Raw genomic sequence first — 13831 nt, forward strand, 5'->3', positions numbered from 1 at the left:
GCCCTGGGGGGCGGGGGGCGGCGCGCCCCAGGGCCCCGTCGTGCGCGGCCGGACGACCGTCCCCCGCGCCCGGCGTCGCAAGCGAGAGGAGTGACCCGGCCATGCTCCGCCGAGTCTTCTGGTTCACCACCGGCGCCGCGGCCGGCGTCTGGGCCACCACCAAGGTCCAGCGCACCCTGCGCGGCCTCGCGCCCGACAGCCTCGCGATCCGCGCCGCGGACCGCGCCGTCGCGGCCGGCCAGCGGGTCCGCGGCTTCGCGCTCGACGTGCGCGCCGGCATGGCGCAGCGCGAGGGCGAACTGACCGAGGCCCTCGGCCTGGAGCGCGGCCCCGCCGCCGCGCCGGAGCGCGCGCTGCCCGCGCCGCCGTACCCCCGGGGCGAACTCGGCCCGACCGCCGGACACCTCCCGCTCGAGAACCTCCCGCAATCCCGAAATGAGGACCACTGATGGAGTCGGCTGAAATCCGCCGCCGCTGGCTGAGCTTCTTCGAGAAGCGTGGGCACACCGTTGTCCCGTCGGCGTCGCTGATCGCGGACGACCCGACGCTGCTGCTGGTCCCGGCGGGCATGGTGCCGTTCAAGCCGTACTTCCTCGGCGAGGCCACCCCGCCCTACCCGCGCGCCGTCAGCGTGCAGAAGTGCGTCCGCACGCCGGACATCGAGGAGGTCGGCAGGACCACCCGGCACGGCACCTTCTTCCAGATGTGCGGAAACTTCTCCTTCGGCGACTACTTCAAGGAAGGGGCCATCCGCTACGCCTGGGAGCTGCTGACCAGTTCCCTCGACGAGGGCGGCTACGGCCTCGACCCCGAGCGGCTCTGGATCACCGTCTACGAGCAGGACGACGAGGCCGAGCGGATCTGGCGCGACGTCGTCGGCGTGCCGCAGGAGCGGATCCAGCGCCTCGGCATGGGCCCCAACTTCTGGTCCATGGGCGTGCCGGGCCCCTGCGGCCCCTGCTCCGAGATCAACTACGACCGCGGCCCCGAGTTCGGCGTCGAGGGCGGCCCCGCCGTCAACGACGAGCGCTACGTGGAGATCTGGAACCTGGTCTTCATGCAGTACGAGCGCGGTCCCGGCGAGGGCAAGGAGGACTTCCCGATCCTCGGCGACCTGCCGGCCAAGAACATCGACACCGGCCTCGGCCTCGAGCGCCTCGCGATGATCCTGCAGGGCGTCCACAACATGTACGAGACGGACACCCTGCGCGTCGTCATCGACCGGGCCGGCGAGCTCACCGGCGTGCGCTACGGCGCCGCCGACACCTCCGACGTGGCGCTCCGGGTGGTCGCCGACCACATGCGCACCTCCGCCATGCTCGTCGGCGACGGCGTCACCCCCGGCAACGAGGGCCGCGGCTACGTGCTGCGCCGCATCATGCGCCGCGCCATCCGCAACATGCGGATCCTGGGCGCCGAAGGGCCGGTGGTCGGCGAGCTGCTCGACGCCGTCCTCAAGACGATGGGGCAGCAGTACCCCGAGCTGCTGACCGACCGCAAGCGCATCGAGACCGTGGCCCTCGCCGAGGAGGCCGCCTTCCTCAAGACGCTGAAGGCCGGCACCAACATCCTGGACACCGCCGTCACCGACACCAGGGCCACCGGCGCCACCGTGCTCCCCGGCGACAAGGCGTTCCTGCTGCACGACACCTGGGGCTTCCCCATCGACCTCACCCTGGAGATGGCCGCCGAGCAGGGCCTGACCGTGGACGAGGCCGGGTTCCGCCGCCTGATGAAGGAGCAGCGGGACCGGGCCAAGGCCGACGCCAGGGCCAAGAAGCAGGGCCACGCGGACCTGTCGGCCTACCGCCAGGTGGCCGACGCCGCCGGCGCCTCCCAGTTCGTCGGCTACACCCTGACCACGGCCGAGTCCACCGTCGTCGGGCTGCTCGTCGACGGCGCCGCCTCGCCGGCCGCCGTCGAGGGCGACGAGGTCGAGGTCGTGCTCGACCGCACCCCGTTCTACGCCGAGGGCGGCGGCCAGCTCGCCGACACCGGGCGGATCCGCCTCGACTCGGGGGCCGTCATCGAGGTCCGCGACGTCCAGCAGCCGGTGCCCGGGGTGGTCTCGCACAAGGGTGTGGTCCAGGTCGGCGAGGTCACCGTCGGTGCCGCCGCGAGCAGCACCATCGACCTCGCCAGGCGGCGCGCCATCGCCCGCGCCCACTCCGCCACCCACCTCACCCACCAGGCGCTGCGCGACGCGCTCGGCCCGACGGCCGCCCAGGCCGGCTCGGAGAACTCGCCCGGCCGCTTCCGCTTCGACTTCGGTTCGCCGACCGCCGTGCCGGGCACCGTGCTCGCCGACGTCGAACAGAAGATCAACGAGGTGCTGGCCCGCGAACTCGACGTCTCCGCCGAGGTGATGTCGATGGACGAGGCCAGGAAGCAGGGCGCCATCGCCGAGTTCGGCGAGAAGTACGGCGACCGGGTGCGGGTGGTCACCATCGGCGACTACTCCAAGGAGCTGTGCGGCGGCACCCATGTGCACAACACGGCCCAGCTCGGCCTCGTCAAGCTGCTCGGCGAGTCCTCCATCGGCTCCGGCGTGCGGCGCGTGGAGGCCCTGGTCGGCGCGGACGCCTACCGGTTCCTGGCCCGCGAGCACACCGTGGTGTCCCAGCTGACCGAGCTGGTCAAGGGGCGTTCCGAAGAGCTGCCCGAGCGGATCGCCGGGATGCTCGGCCGGCTGCGGGAGGCCGAGAAGGAGATCGAGCGGTTCCGCGCCGAGAAGGTGCTGGCCGCCGCCGGCGGCCTGGCCGCCGAGGCCCGCGACATCGGCGGCGTGGCCCTGGCCAGCGGCCGGGTGCCGGACGGCACGACCGCCGACGACCTGCGGAAGCTCGTCCTCGACGTCCGCGGCCGGATCCCCGGCGACCGGCCCGCCGTGGTGGCGTTGTTCACCGTGGTCGCCGGGCGGCCGCTCACCGTCGTGGCCACCAACGAGGCCGCCAGGGCCCGCGGCCTGAAGGCCGGCGACCTGGTGCGGGCCGCGGCCAAGGCGCTGGGCGGCGGCGGTGGCGGCAAGCCGGACGTCGCCCAGGGCGGCGGCCAGAACCCGGAGGCCGTGGCGGACGCCCTGGCGGCCGTCGAGCGGCTGGTCGCGGAAGCCGCCTGATGCGACGTGGCCGGCGACTCGCCGTGGACGTGGGCGAGGCCAGGATCGGGGTCGCCTCGTGCGACCCCGACGGGGTCCTCGCGACCCCGGTGGAGACGGTGCCGGGGCGCGATGTCCCGGCCGCCCAGCGGCGGTTGGCCGCGCTGGTGGCCGAGTACGAGCCGATCGAGGTGATCGTCGGGCTGCCCCGCTCGCTCGCGGGCGGGGAGGGCCCGGCGGCCGCCCGGGTGCGCGGGTTCGCCGAGGAGACCGCTCGGCGGGTGGCCCCCGTCCCCGTACGTCTGGTGGACGAACGGATGAGCACCGTCACGGCGGCCCGCGCCATGCGGGCCTCCGGGGTCTCGGCGAAGAAGGGGAGGTCGCGCATCGACCAGGCGGCCGCCGTGGTGATCCTGCAGAACGCGCTGGAGAGCGAGCGTGCCTCGGGGCGCCCACCGGGGCAGTGCGTCGAAGTGGTTGTCTGATCGCGGTACGGTAACGTTCGCCGCGACAGGGTAGCCGTGGGTGCTCGGGGGAGACGAGCTGCCGCCTTGCGTCACAAGGGGATCGATGACTGACTATGGCCGGGGTTCCGGCTCTGAGCCGTGGTACCCCGAGGACCCGCTCTACGGGGATCAGGGCTGGTCGGGCGCGTACGACGCCGCGAACGGGCAGTCGGCGCCGCAGAACCAGGGCTCCTGGGACGGATACGGCGGGCAGTACGGCGAGCAACCCCAGCCCCAGCAGCCTCAGCAGGGTCAGCAGCAACAGCAGTACTACCAGCAGCAGTACGGTCACCAGCAGCAGTACGGGCAGCAGGGTGGCTGGGACGACTCGGGGCAGTACTACGCCGGCGACCCCTACAGCCAGCAGCAGCAAGGTCAGCAGCACCAAGGCCAGCACCAGCAGGCGGACGGCGGCTACGGCACCGGCCAGTACCCGCAGCAGGGCCAGCAGTACCACGACCCCTACGCCGCACAGCAGGCATACGCACCCACCCAGCACGCCGAGCCCCAGCACACCGGGCAGCAGCAGCCACCCGCTCCCCACGACCCCTACGCCCAGGGCGGCTACCCCGGCCAGGACCAGTACGGCGGCGGGCACGACCAGTTCGGTGCCGCCCAGGAGCAACGGCGGCCGGGTGACGCCCGTTCCGCCGGCCCCGGGGACGACGCCCCGGCCGCGGCCCGCCACGAGGACCCGGGCCCGGACCCGGAGACCGGCTGGGACCCGGGACCCGACCAGGGCGAGAGCGACTTCTTCACCCGGCGCGACGACGACACCGACTTCGTGGACGCCGACGACAAGCGCGCCAGGCGCGGCGAGAAGACCAAGAAGCGGCGGCTCGGCGGCGTCGGCTGCATGGTCGCCGGGGTCCTGGTGCTCGGCGGGCTCGGCGGCGTCGCCTACGTCGGCTACGGCATGTACCAGGACCGGTTCGGCCCCGCCCCGGACTTCGCGGGGGAGGGGAGCGGCGAGATCGAGGTGACCATCCCCGACGGCTCCACGGTCCGCGCGATGGGCTTGATCCTCCGGGACGCGGGCGTGGTCGCCAGCGTCGACGCGTTCGTCGCGGCGGTCGGCGAGGAGCAGGGGATCCAGCCGGGCATCTACACCCTGCGCGCGGAGATGTCGGCCGCGTCCGCCATGGAGATGATGCTCGACCCGGCGGCGCTCAACACGTTCATCATCCCCGAGGGGCGGCGCGCCACCGAGGTCTTCGCGCTGATCGACGAGCGCCTCGGCCTGGCGGAGGGCACCACCGGGGAGGTCGCGGAGACCGCCGATCTGGGGCTGCCGGAGTTCGCCGAGGGCGACGTGGAGGGCTTCCTCTTCCCCACCCGGTACGACGTGGGCGCGGACACCACGCCGGAGGACGTGCTGATCGCGATGGTGGACCGGGCCAAGGCCGAGTTCGCCCAGATCGACCTGGAGGGGCAGGCGGCCGCGCTCGACATGACCCCGCGCGAGCTCCTCACCGTCGCCTCCCTGATCGAGGCCGAGGGCCAGACGGACCAGGAGTTCGGCATGGTCTCGCAAGTGATCTACAACCGGCTCGACCAGGAGATGCGGCTGGAGTTCGACTCCACCATCAACTACGCGATGGGCCGCTCCACGCTGGACACCTCGCTGGCCGACACCGACTTCGACTCGCCCTACAACACCTACCGGGAGTTCGGCCTGCCGCCGGGGCCGATCGCCAACCCGGGCCACAACGCGATCACCGCCGCGCTCAACCCGACCGACGGGCCCTGGCTCTACTTCGTGACGGTCACCGAGGGAGACACCAGGTTCACCGACGACTTCGCCGAACACGAGCGGAACGTCGAGGACTTCAACGCGGCCAACCAGGGGGATGGCTGATGTCACCGCGCCCGGCCGCCCACCGGGCGGCCGTCCTCGGTTCGCCCATCGCGCACTCGCTCTCCCCGGTGCTGCACCGCGCCGGCTACGCGGCGCGCGGCCTCGACGACTGGGACTACGGCAGGTTCGAGGTGGACGAGGCCGGCCTCGCCGACTTCCTGGGCGGCCTCGGCCCCGAGTGGGCCGGTCTCTCGCTGACGATGCCGCTCAAACGCGCCGTCATCCCGCTGCTCGACGAACTCACCCCCACCGCCACCACCGTCGAAGCCGTCAACACCGTCGTGTTCACGCCCGACGGCCGGCGCGCGGGCCACAACACCGACGTGCCGGGGCTGGTGGCCGCGCTGCGCGAGCGCGGCGTCACCCGGGTCGAGCACGCGACGGTGCTCGGTGCCGGCGCGACCGCCTCCTCGGCGCTCGCCGCGCTGGCCGAGGTCTGCTCGGGCGACGTCACCGCCTACGTGCGGAGCCCCGAGCGGGCCGCCGAGATGCGGGCGCTCGGCGCCCGGCTCGGGCTGCCGGTGGCCGTCGCGGACTGGGCCGAGGCCCACCGTGGCCTCACCGCACCGCTGGTGATCGCCACCACCCCGGCCGGCACCGCCGACGCGCTGGCCGAGGCGGTGCCGGCGGCGCCCGGCACCCTCTTCGACGTGCTCTACGAGCCGTGGCCGACCCCGCTCGCCGTCTCCTGGTCGGCGCGTGGTGGGCACGTGCTCGGCGGGCTCGACCTGCTGGTGCACCAGGCGGTGCTCCAGTTCGAGCTGATGACGGGCGAGACCCCGGGGCCGCTCAAGGAGATGCGCGCCGCCGGCGAGACCGCGCTCGACGGCGAAGTGCCCTGACACCCGCCCGTTCCCCGGCGGCCCGTCTCGCGGTTCAGACAGCTCGGGACGGACCGCGCCGACGTGGCAGGATCAGGGGTGGGGCCCGGTAGGGCCGGCAGTGAGGTCGAGAAGTCCGAAGGAGCACCGTTGAGCAGGCTGCGCTGGCTGACGGCGGGAGAGTCGCACGGTCCGGCACTGGTGGCGACGTTGGAGGGGCTGCCCTCCGGCGTGCCGATCACCACCGACATGGTGGCGGACGCGCTGGCGCGCCGCCGCCTCGGCTACGGCCGCGGCGCCCGGATGAAGTTCGAGCGCGACGAGGTCACCTTCGTCGGCGGCGTACGTCACGGCCGGACCCTGGGGTCGCCGGTGGCGATCATGGTCGGCAACACCGAGTGGCCCAAGTGGGAGAAGGTCATGGCGGCCGACCCGGTGGACCCGGCGGAGCTGGCCGACATCGCCCGCAACGCCCCGCTGACCAGGCCGCGACCCGGTCACGCGGACCTGGCCGGCATGCAGAAGTACGGCTTCGACGAGGCCAGGCCGGTGCTGGAGCGGGCCTCCGCCCGCGAGACCGCGGCCCGGGTCGCGCTCGGCACGGTCGCCCGTTCCTACCTCAGGGAGACCGCCAGGATCGAGATCGTCTCCCACGTGGTCGAGCTCGGCGCCGCCAGGGCGCCCAAGGGCTCGCTGCCCGAGCCGGGCGACACCGCCCGCCTCGACGCCGACCCGGTGCGCTGCCTCGACGTCGACGCGAGCAAGGCGATGGTCGCCGAGATCGACCAGGCCCACAAGGACGGCGACACCCTCGGTGGCGTGGTGGAGGTGCTGGCCTACGGCGTGCCGGTCGGCCTCGGCTCCCACGTCCACTGGGACCGCAGGCTCGACGCGCGGCTGGCCGCCGCGCTGATGGGCATCCAGGCCATCAAGGGCGTCGAACTGGGCGACGGCTTCGGTCTCGCCCGTGTTCCCGGCTCCCAGGCCCACGACGAGATCCTGTCGACCCCGGACGGCATCCGCCGGGCCTCGGGTCGCTCCGGCGGCACCGAGGGCGGCCTGAGCACCGGCGAGGTGCTGCGGGTCCGTGCCGCGATGAAGCCCATCGCCACCGTGCCGCGCGCCCTGGCCACCGTCGACGTCAGCACCGGCGAGTCGGCCAAGGCCCACCACCAGCGCTCCGACGTCTGCGCGGTGCCGGCGGCCGGGATCGTCGCCGAGGCGATGGTGGCGCTGGTCCTGGCGGACGCGGTGGCCGAGAAGTTCGGCGGCGACAGCGTCCGTGAGACCCGGCGCAACGTCGAGGGCTTCCTGACCAACCTGGAGATCCGGTGACGGGGCGGTCGGCCGGTCCGCTGGTGGTGCTGGTCGGCCCGCCAGGCTCGGGCAAGTCGACCATCGGGGCGCTGCTCGCCGAGCGGCTCGGCGTCGCGGTCCGGGACACGGACGCGGACGTCGAGCGGGGCGCGGGCAAGGCGATCGCGGACATCTTCGTCGAGGACGGCGAAGACCGGTTCCGCGCCCTGGAGGCGGCGGCCGTGCGGGACGCGCTGGCCGAGCACGACGGCGTCCTCGCACTGGGCGGTGGCGCCATCCTCGCCCCCGCCACCCGGGCGCTGCTCGCCGGCCGGCCGGTGATCTTCCTCGACGTCTCGCTGCCCGAGGCCATGAAGCGGGTGGGCCTCGACACCTCGCGCCCGCTGCTCGCCATCAACCCCAGGAGGCGGTGGCGCACCCTGATGGACGAGCGCCGCCCGCTGTACACCGAGGTGGCCAGGGCGGTCGTGGAGACCGCGGACCGCACACCGGACGAGGTCGCCCAGGCGGTCCTCGAAGCATTGGAGCCCACGACAGCATGACCCTCTCCTCCGAGGCCCCCGCCGACGTCCCCACCCGGATCACGGTGGGCGCCAGCGCCGGCTACGCCCCCTACGACGTGCTGGTCGGCCGGCGGCTGCTGGCCGAACTCCCGGGGCTCGTCGGCAAGGAAGCCCGCCGGGTCGCGGTGCTGCACCCCGAGGCCCTGGCCGAGACGGGCGAGGTGCTGCGCCAGGACCTGGCGGATCAGGGGTACGAGGCGATCGCCGTCCAGGTGCCCAACGCGGAGGAGGCCAAGACCGCCGAGGTCGCCGCCTACTGCTGGACGGCGCTCGGCCAGACCGGCTTCACCCGCACCGACGTGATCGTCGGCGTCGGCGGCGGAGCCACCACCGACCTGGCCGGTTTCGTCGCCGCCAGCTGGCTGCGGGGGGTGCGGTGGATCGCCGTGCCCACCACCGTGCTCGGCATGGTGGACGCGGCGGTCGGCGGCAAGACCGGCATCAACACCGCGGAGGGCAAGAACCTGGTGGGCGCGTTCCACCCGCCCGCCGGCGTGCTGTGCGACCTGGCGGCCCTCGAGTCGCTGCCGCTCCACGACTACGTGTCCGGCCTCGCCGAGGTCATCAAGGCCGGCTTCATCGCCGACCCGAGGATCCTGGAGCTCGTCGAGGCCGACCCGGAGGCCGCCCGCACGCCGGCCGGGCCGCACACGGCCGAGCTGATCGAGCGGTCCATCCGGGTCAAGGCCGAGGTGGTGGCCAGCGACCTGAAGGAGTCCGGGCTGCGGGAGATCCTCAACTACGGCCACACGCTGGCGCACGCCATCGAGAAGAACGAGCGCTACGCGTGGCGGCACGGAGCCGCGGTCTCGGTCGGCATGGTCTTCGCGGCGGAGCTGGGGCGGATCGCGGGCCGGCTCGACGACGCGACGGCCGACCGTCACCGGGCGGTCCTCGGCTCGGTCGGCCTGCCGATCACGTACCGGGGCGACCAGTGGCCGCGGCTGCTGGAGACGATGCGGATCGACAAGAAGTCGCGGGGCGACCGACTGCGGTTCATCGTCCTCGACGGCCTGGCCAGGCCGGCGGTCCTGGAGAGCCCGGACCCCGCGATGCTGCTGGCCGCTCACGCGGAGATCGCGGCCTGAGGGTTTCCGCTCCCACCCGTCTCCCTCGCCCGGCGGTGATTCGTCCGTTCGAGTGAGGGGGGCGGCTATGCTGCCCGCATGGGCCGGCGCCGCCCGCGCGGTGGTGACGACGGACGGCCCTCGGAGCGACGACGACAGACACAGGCGGGGAGCTGATGCAACAGCCCGGCGGGATGCCCGTGCCACCGCCCGCGCCGCCGGACGGCGGGACGATCGGGTACGTCCAGCTGCCGCCCGGCGGCATCGTGCCCGCGCCCACGCCGGGCGCGGCCCCGCACCCGGACGTCAGCCACGTCGGCATCGCGGTGCTGCTGATCGGCCCCGCGGGGGCCGGCAAGACGACCGTGGCCCGGTACTGGGCCGAGCGGCGCCCGGTGCCCACGTCCCACATCAGCCTGGACGACGTGCGGGAATGGGTCCGCTCCGGCTTCGCCGACCCGCGCTCCGGGTGGGACGACCGCTCGGAGGCGCAGTACCGCCTCGCGCGCCGCACCTGCGGCTTCGCCGCGCGGAACTTCCTGGCCAACGGGATCTCGTGCATCCTGGACGACGCCGTGTTCCCCGACCGGCCGGCCGTGGGGCTCGGCGGGTGGAAGCGGCACGTGGGCCCGGGGCTGATCCCGATCGTGCTGCTGCCGGGGCTCGACATCGTGCTGGAGCGCAACGCGGCCCGCAGCGGCACCCGTCGGCTCTCCGACGAGGAGGTCGCCACCATCCACGGTCGGATGGCCGGTTGGTACGGCTCTGGGCTGCCGATCATCGACAACTCGCGGCATGACGTGGCCACCACCGCGCACATGCTCGACGACGCGGTGGCCCGCAGCCTCAGCACGCCCCCGCAGTGGTGAGGCGACCGCGGGGCGATGCCGGGGCGGCGGTGGGTTCCGGCCATTCCCTCGCACAGGTGTCCGGGCTCCCGCTCGTCCGGCCCCGCTGAGGCGGCCGGAAGTCCCGGCGCTGCGTAGGCTCGGTCCATGTCCGAGGTACACGCGGGCCGGCGCTCACGGCTCCGTGCCCACGCTTCGCCGAACGGTGACGTGGCCGCCGTCGTCTCCCGGCCGTCCAATGTGCGCTACCTGGTGGGCCCGGCCCCGGCCGGCGCGGTGCTGCTCGTCGGGCATGCCGGCGGCGACGCGCTGTTCGGCCACTGGGACCCGGCGGAGGACCCGGTGGGGCCCCGCCTCACGGACGACGAGGGGCCGCGGGTGACGGTGCTCGACGGCGACGCCGACCCGGCGCAGGCCGCGGTGCGCGCGGCCGCCGAGGCCGGGGCGCGGGCGGTGGCCGTCGAGGAACACCATCTGACGGTGGCCAGGCACCGGGCGCTTCGGGAGGCGGTGCCCGGCACCGGGTTCACCGACCTCGGCTGCGCGGTGGAGCGGCAGCGGCTGGTCAAGGACGAGGACGAGATCGCGGCGCTGCGGGTGGCGGCCGAGATCACCGACCGGGCGCTCGGCGAGCTGCTGGAGTCGATCCTGGTCGGGCGCACCGAGCGTCACCTCGCGCTGGAGCTGGAGCGCCGCCTGGTGGACCACGGCGCGGACGGGCCGGCCTTCCCGACGTCCGTCGCCACCGGCAGCCACTCCGGGCTCGCCGGGCACCGGCCGACCGACCGCCGGGTGGAGGAGGGGGACTTCCTCACCGTCCGGCTCGGCGCCAGGTTCCGCGGCTACCGGTGCCAGATCGGCCGGACCTTCGTCATCGGCACCAGCCCGGCGGACTGGCAGATCGAGCTCTACGACGTGGTCTTCGCGGCGCAGCGGGCGGCCCGCGAGGCGCTGGCGCCGGGCGCCGAGTACCGGGAGGTCGACCGGGCGGCGCGCGAGGTGTTGTCGGCCGCCGGGCACGGCACCGCGCTGGGACCGGTGACCGGGCACGGGGTGGGCCTGGAAATCGGGGAGGACCCTCGGTTGTCACCCGCGGCCATGGGTAGACTGGGCCCTTGTGTTCCGGTCACCGTCGAGCCGGGGGTCCATCTACCGGGCCGGGGCGGTGTCCGGATCGACGACACGCTCGTCGTCCGCTCATCGGCGGACGGTGGGCCGGAGCTACTCACCATCACGACCAAGGAGCTCCTCGCCCTGTGACCCCGCGAGGGGCGCGTGCGCGGGGGACCGCGGTCATTTCACGCAGCAGTCCCTAGGAGATTCCGCGACCGTGGCCACCACGAACGACCTCAAGAACGGCATGGTGCTCAAGCTGGAAGGCGGCCAGCTGTGGTCCGTTGTCGAGTTCCAGCACGTCAAGCCCGGTAAGGGTGGCGCCTTCGTCCGCACCAAGCTGAAGAACGTGCTCTCCGGCAAGGTGGTCGACAAGACCTTCAACGCCGGCACCAAGGTCGAGACGGCCACCGTCGACCGGCGGGGGATGCAGTTCTCCTTCAAGGACGGCACCGACTTCGTCTTCATGGACACCGAGACGTACGACCAGCTCTACGTCACCCCGGAGACCGTGGGCGAGGCGGCCAACTACCTGCTCGAGGGGCAGGACTGCACCGTCGCGATCTACGAGGAGAACCCGCTGTTCGTGGAGCTCCCGGCCGCCGTCGAGCTGGTGATCGAGTACACCGAGCCGGGCGTCCAGGGCGACCGCTCCACGGGCGGCACCAAGCCGGCCCGGCTGGAGACCGGTTACGAGATCGGCGTCCCGCTGTTCATCACCACGGGCGAGAAGATCAAGGTCGACACCCGCAGTGGCGATTACCTTGGCCGGGTGAACAGCTAACCGTGTCTGCCCGCAGCAAGGCCCGCCAGCGCGCCCTGCAGATCCTCTTCGAGGCCGACCAGCGGGGCGTCCCGCCCCTGGACGTGCTCGCCAGCTGGGTCGAGCTCGCCAAGACCGACGACCGGCAGCCGCCGGTCAGCGCTTACACCCGCGAGCTGGTCGAGGGCTACGCGGCCCGCGCCGAGCGGATCGACGAGCTGCTCGCGCAGTACTCGGTCGGCTGGACGCTGGACCGGATGCCCGGTGTCGACCGCAACATCCTGCGGCTTGCCACCTTCGAGCTGATATGGCAGGACGGCACGCCGGACGGGGTGGTGCTGGACGAGGCCGTCCAGCTGGCCAGGGAGTTCTCCACGGACGACTCCCCGCCCTTCGTCAACGGCCTGCTCGGCCGTCTGAAGGACCTCAAGCCCACCCTGCGGCGCTGACGGCACCGCGGGGGGACAGGGCGCCCAAGGCGGCGGGCTCGGCCATTCGGCCGGGCCCGCCGCCTTCTCAGGACTCCTCGGCCTGGACCGCGCGCCGCGCGTCGGCCCCGAGCACGCCCCAGCTGATGAGCTGCTCGGTGAGGACCGAGGGCGACTGGTCGTAGATCACGGCCAGGGTGCGCAGGTCGTCCTGGCGGATCGAGAGCACCTTGCCGTTGTAGTCACCGCGCTGGCTCTGGATCGTGGCGGTGTACCGCTGTAGCGGGCCGGCCTTCTCACTCGGCACGTGAGCGAGGCGCTCCAGGTCGAGCACGAGCTTCGGCGGCGGCTCGGCGGCACCGCCGGGCGTCGAGCCGGGCAGCAGCTCCTGCACAGGGACGCCGTAGAAGTCCGCCAGCTCCGCGAGGCGCTGCACGGTCACGGCGCGGTCGCCACGCTCGTACGAGCCGACCACGACCGCCTTCCAGCGGCCCTGCGACTTCTCCTCGACCCCATGGAGCGACAGACCCTGCTGGGTGCGGATGGCCCGGAGCTTTGCTCCGAGCTGTTTGGCGTATTCGCTGGACATGTGTCTCCCCGGGACGGCTTTCTGGTAACTCACTGTGAGGTTACGCAGCGTAATATCTCTCGTCAAGCCGAGGCGACAAGGTAGCCCCTGACCTGGGGCGATGCGGAGTGTGCCGAAGCTCCTGGTATTGTCGGCCTGGATCGACCGACGTCCTTTAAGGCCCGTCCAGTGAGGCGGGGAAGGAGGTCCTCTTCGTATGGACGACATGAGCAACCCTGCTCCGGCCCGCTCCGTGTTGGAAGCACCGGACATCGCGCGGGCGTTGACCCGCATCGCCCACGAGATCGTCGAGCGCGCCAAGGGCGCGGACGACGTGGTGCTCCTGGGCATCCCCACCCGAGGGGTCTTCCTGGCCCGCCGGCTGGCGGCCAACCTGCGGGAGATCACCGGGCACCCGCTGCCCGTGGGCTCGCTGGACATCACCATGTACCGGGACGACCTGCGGCTCCGCCCGGCCCGTGCCCTGGCCAGGACCGAGATCCCGGGCGACGGGATCGACGGCCGCCTCGTGATCCTGGTGGACGACGTGCTGTTCTCCGGCCGCACCATCAGGGCCGCCCTCGACGCCCTCGGCGACATCGGCCGGCCGCGTGCCGTGCAGCTCGCCGTGCTGGTCGACCGCGGTCACCGCGAGCTGCCCATCCGCGCCGACTACGTCGGCAAGAACATCCCCACCTCGCTGCGCGAGACCGTCCGCGTCCTGCTCCAGGAGGAGGACGGCCGCGACGGCGTGCTCCTCGGCGTGCGCGAGCACGCCCCCGCGGCCGAGCGCTAGCGCGCCGGCAGTCAGCCGAGCCCCACCCGGGCCCCGGCATGCCGGCACGCCCGCACGCTTCCCACGAACCACACGGAAGGCACCTG

14 protein-coding genes are annotated in these 13831 nt (G+C 73.3%); 13 read left to right on the top strand and 1 reads right to left on the bottom strand.

Annotated elements, in window-relative coordinates; translation table 11 throughout:
- Nucleotides 1-101: 101 nt before the first annotated feature.
- The 12 genes from E1283_RS38505 to nusB all read left to right on the top strand — a co-directional run bounded on the left by E1283_RS38505 (nt 102) and on the right by nusB (nt 12402).
- Nucleotides 102-449, top strand: a complete 348-nt coding sequence (locus tag E1283_RS38505) for a DUF6167 family protein (RefSeq protein WP_243744562.1) — start codon at nt 102-104, stop codon at nt 447-449.
- Nucleotides 449-3118, top strand: a complete 2670-nt coding sequence (gene alaS, locus E1283_RS02895) for an alanine--tRNA ligase (protein WP_132816224.1) — start codon at nt 449-451, stop codon at nt 3116-3118. Before E1283_RS38505 ends, alaS begins: the two co-directional genes overlap by 1 nt.
- Complete coding sequence (gene ruvX, locus E1283_RS02900; protein WP_132816226.1) at nt 3118-3582, top strand: Holliday junction resolvase RuvX; 465 nt, start codon at nt 3118-3120, stop codon at nt 3580-3582. Before alaS ends, ruvX begins: the two co-directional genes overlap by 1 nt.
- Nucleotides 3583-3667: 85 nt before the next feature.
- Nucleotides 3668-5461: an endolytic transglycosylase MltG gene (mltG, locus tag E1283_RS02905; protein ID WP_132816228.1), complete on the top strand. Its 1794-nt coding sequence runs from the start codon at nt 3668-3670 to the stop codon at nt 5459-5461.
- Complete coding sequence (locus E1283_RS02910; protein WP_132816230.1) at nt 5461-6303, top strand: shikimate dehydrogenase; 843 nt, start codon at nt 5461-5463, stop codon at nt 6301-6303. The genes mltG and E1283_RS02910 overlap by 1 nt, the downstream gene beginning before the upstream one ends.
- Nucleotides 6304-6432: 129 nt before the next feature.
- A complete protein-coding gene (gene aroC / locus E1283_RS02915) occupies nt 6433-7617 on the top strand; it encodes a chorismate synthase (RefSeq protein WP_132816232.1) in 1185 nt (394 codons plus the stop codon).
- Nucleotides 7614-8141 (top strand): shikimate kinase, encoded by a 528-nt coding sequence (locus E1283_RS02920; RefSeq protein WP_132816233.1) that lies wholly within the window; start codon nt 7614-7616, stop codon nt 8139-8141. Before aroC ends, E1283_RS02920 begins: the two co-directional genes overlap by 4 nt.
- Nucleotides 8138-9250 carry a 3-dehydroquinate synthase gene (gene aroB, locus E1283_RS02925; protein WP_132816235.1) on the top strand — a complete coding sequence of 371 codons (1113 nt, stop codon included), beginning with the start codon at nt 8138-8140 and terminating at the stop codon, nt 9248-9250. Before E1283_RS02920 ends, aroB begins: the two co-directional genes overlap by 4 nt.
- A 155-nt stretch (nt 9251-9405) precedes the next feature.
- Complete coding sequence (locus E1283_RS02930; RefSeq protein WP_243744563.1) at nt 9406-10098, top strand: AAA family ATPase; 693 nt, start codon at nt 9406-9408, stop codon at nt 10096-10098.
- Between the two features lie 126 nt (nt 10099-10224).
- A complete protein-coding gene (locus E1283_RS02935) occupies nt 10225-11337 on the top strand; it encodes a M24 family metallopeptidase (protein WP_132816237.1) in 1113 nt (370 codons plus the stop codon).
- A 70-nt stretch (nt 11338-11407) separates the two neighbouring features.
- A complete protein-coding gene (gene efp, locus E1283_RS02940) occupies nt 11408-11974 on the top strand; it encodes an elongation factor P (RefSeq protein ID WP_132816239.1) in 567 nt (188 codons plus the stop codon).
- Nucleotides 11975-11976: 2 nt separating this feature from the next.
- Nucleotides 11977-12402 carry a transcription antitermination factor NusB gene (nusB, locus tag E1283_RS02945; RefSeq protein WP_132816241.1) on the top strand — a complete coding sequence of 142 codons (426 nt, stop codon included), beginning with the start codon at nt 11977-11979 and terminating at the stop codon, nt 12400-12402.
- A gap of 67 nt (nt 12403-12469) precedes the next feature.
- Here the strand turns inward: nusB and bldD are convergent, their stop codons facing one another.
- Entirely contained in the window at nt 12470-12970 is a 501-nt protein-coding gene (gene bldD / locus E1283_RS02950; RefSeq protein ID WP_113685051.1) for a transcriptional regulator BldD, read from the bottom strand.
- A 196-nt stretch (nt 12971-13166) separates the two neighbouring features.
- On the opposite strand from bldD, the gene pyrR reads away from it, so the two are divergent.
- Entirely contained in the window at nt 13167-13745 is a 579-nt protein-coding gene (gene pyrR / locus E1283_RS02955; protein ID WP_132816243.1) for a bifunctional pyr operon transcriptional regulator/uracil phosphoribosyltransferase PyrR, read from the top strand.
- Nucleotides 13746-13831 lie beyond the last annotated feature (86 nt).

This window comes from Streptomyces hainanensis (assembly GCF_004348415.1).
In the GTDB taxonomy this organism is placed as follows: domain Bacteria; phylum Actinomycetota; class Actinomycetes; order Streptomycetales; family Streptomycetaceae; genus Streptomyces; species Streptomyces hainanensis.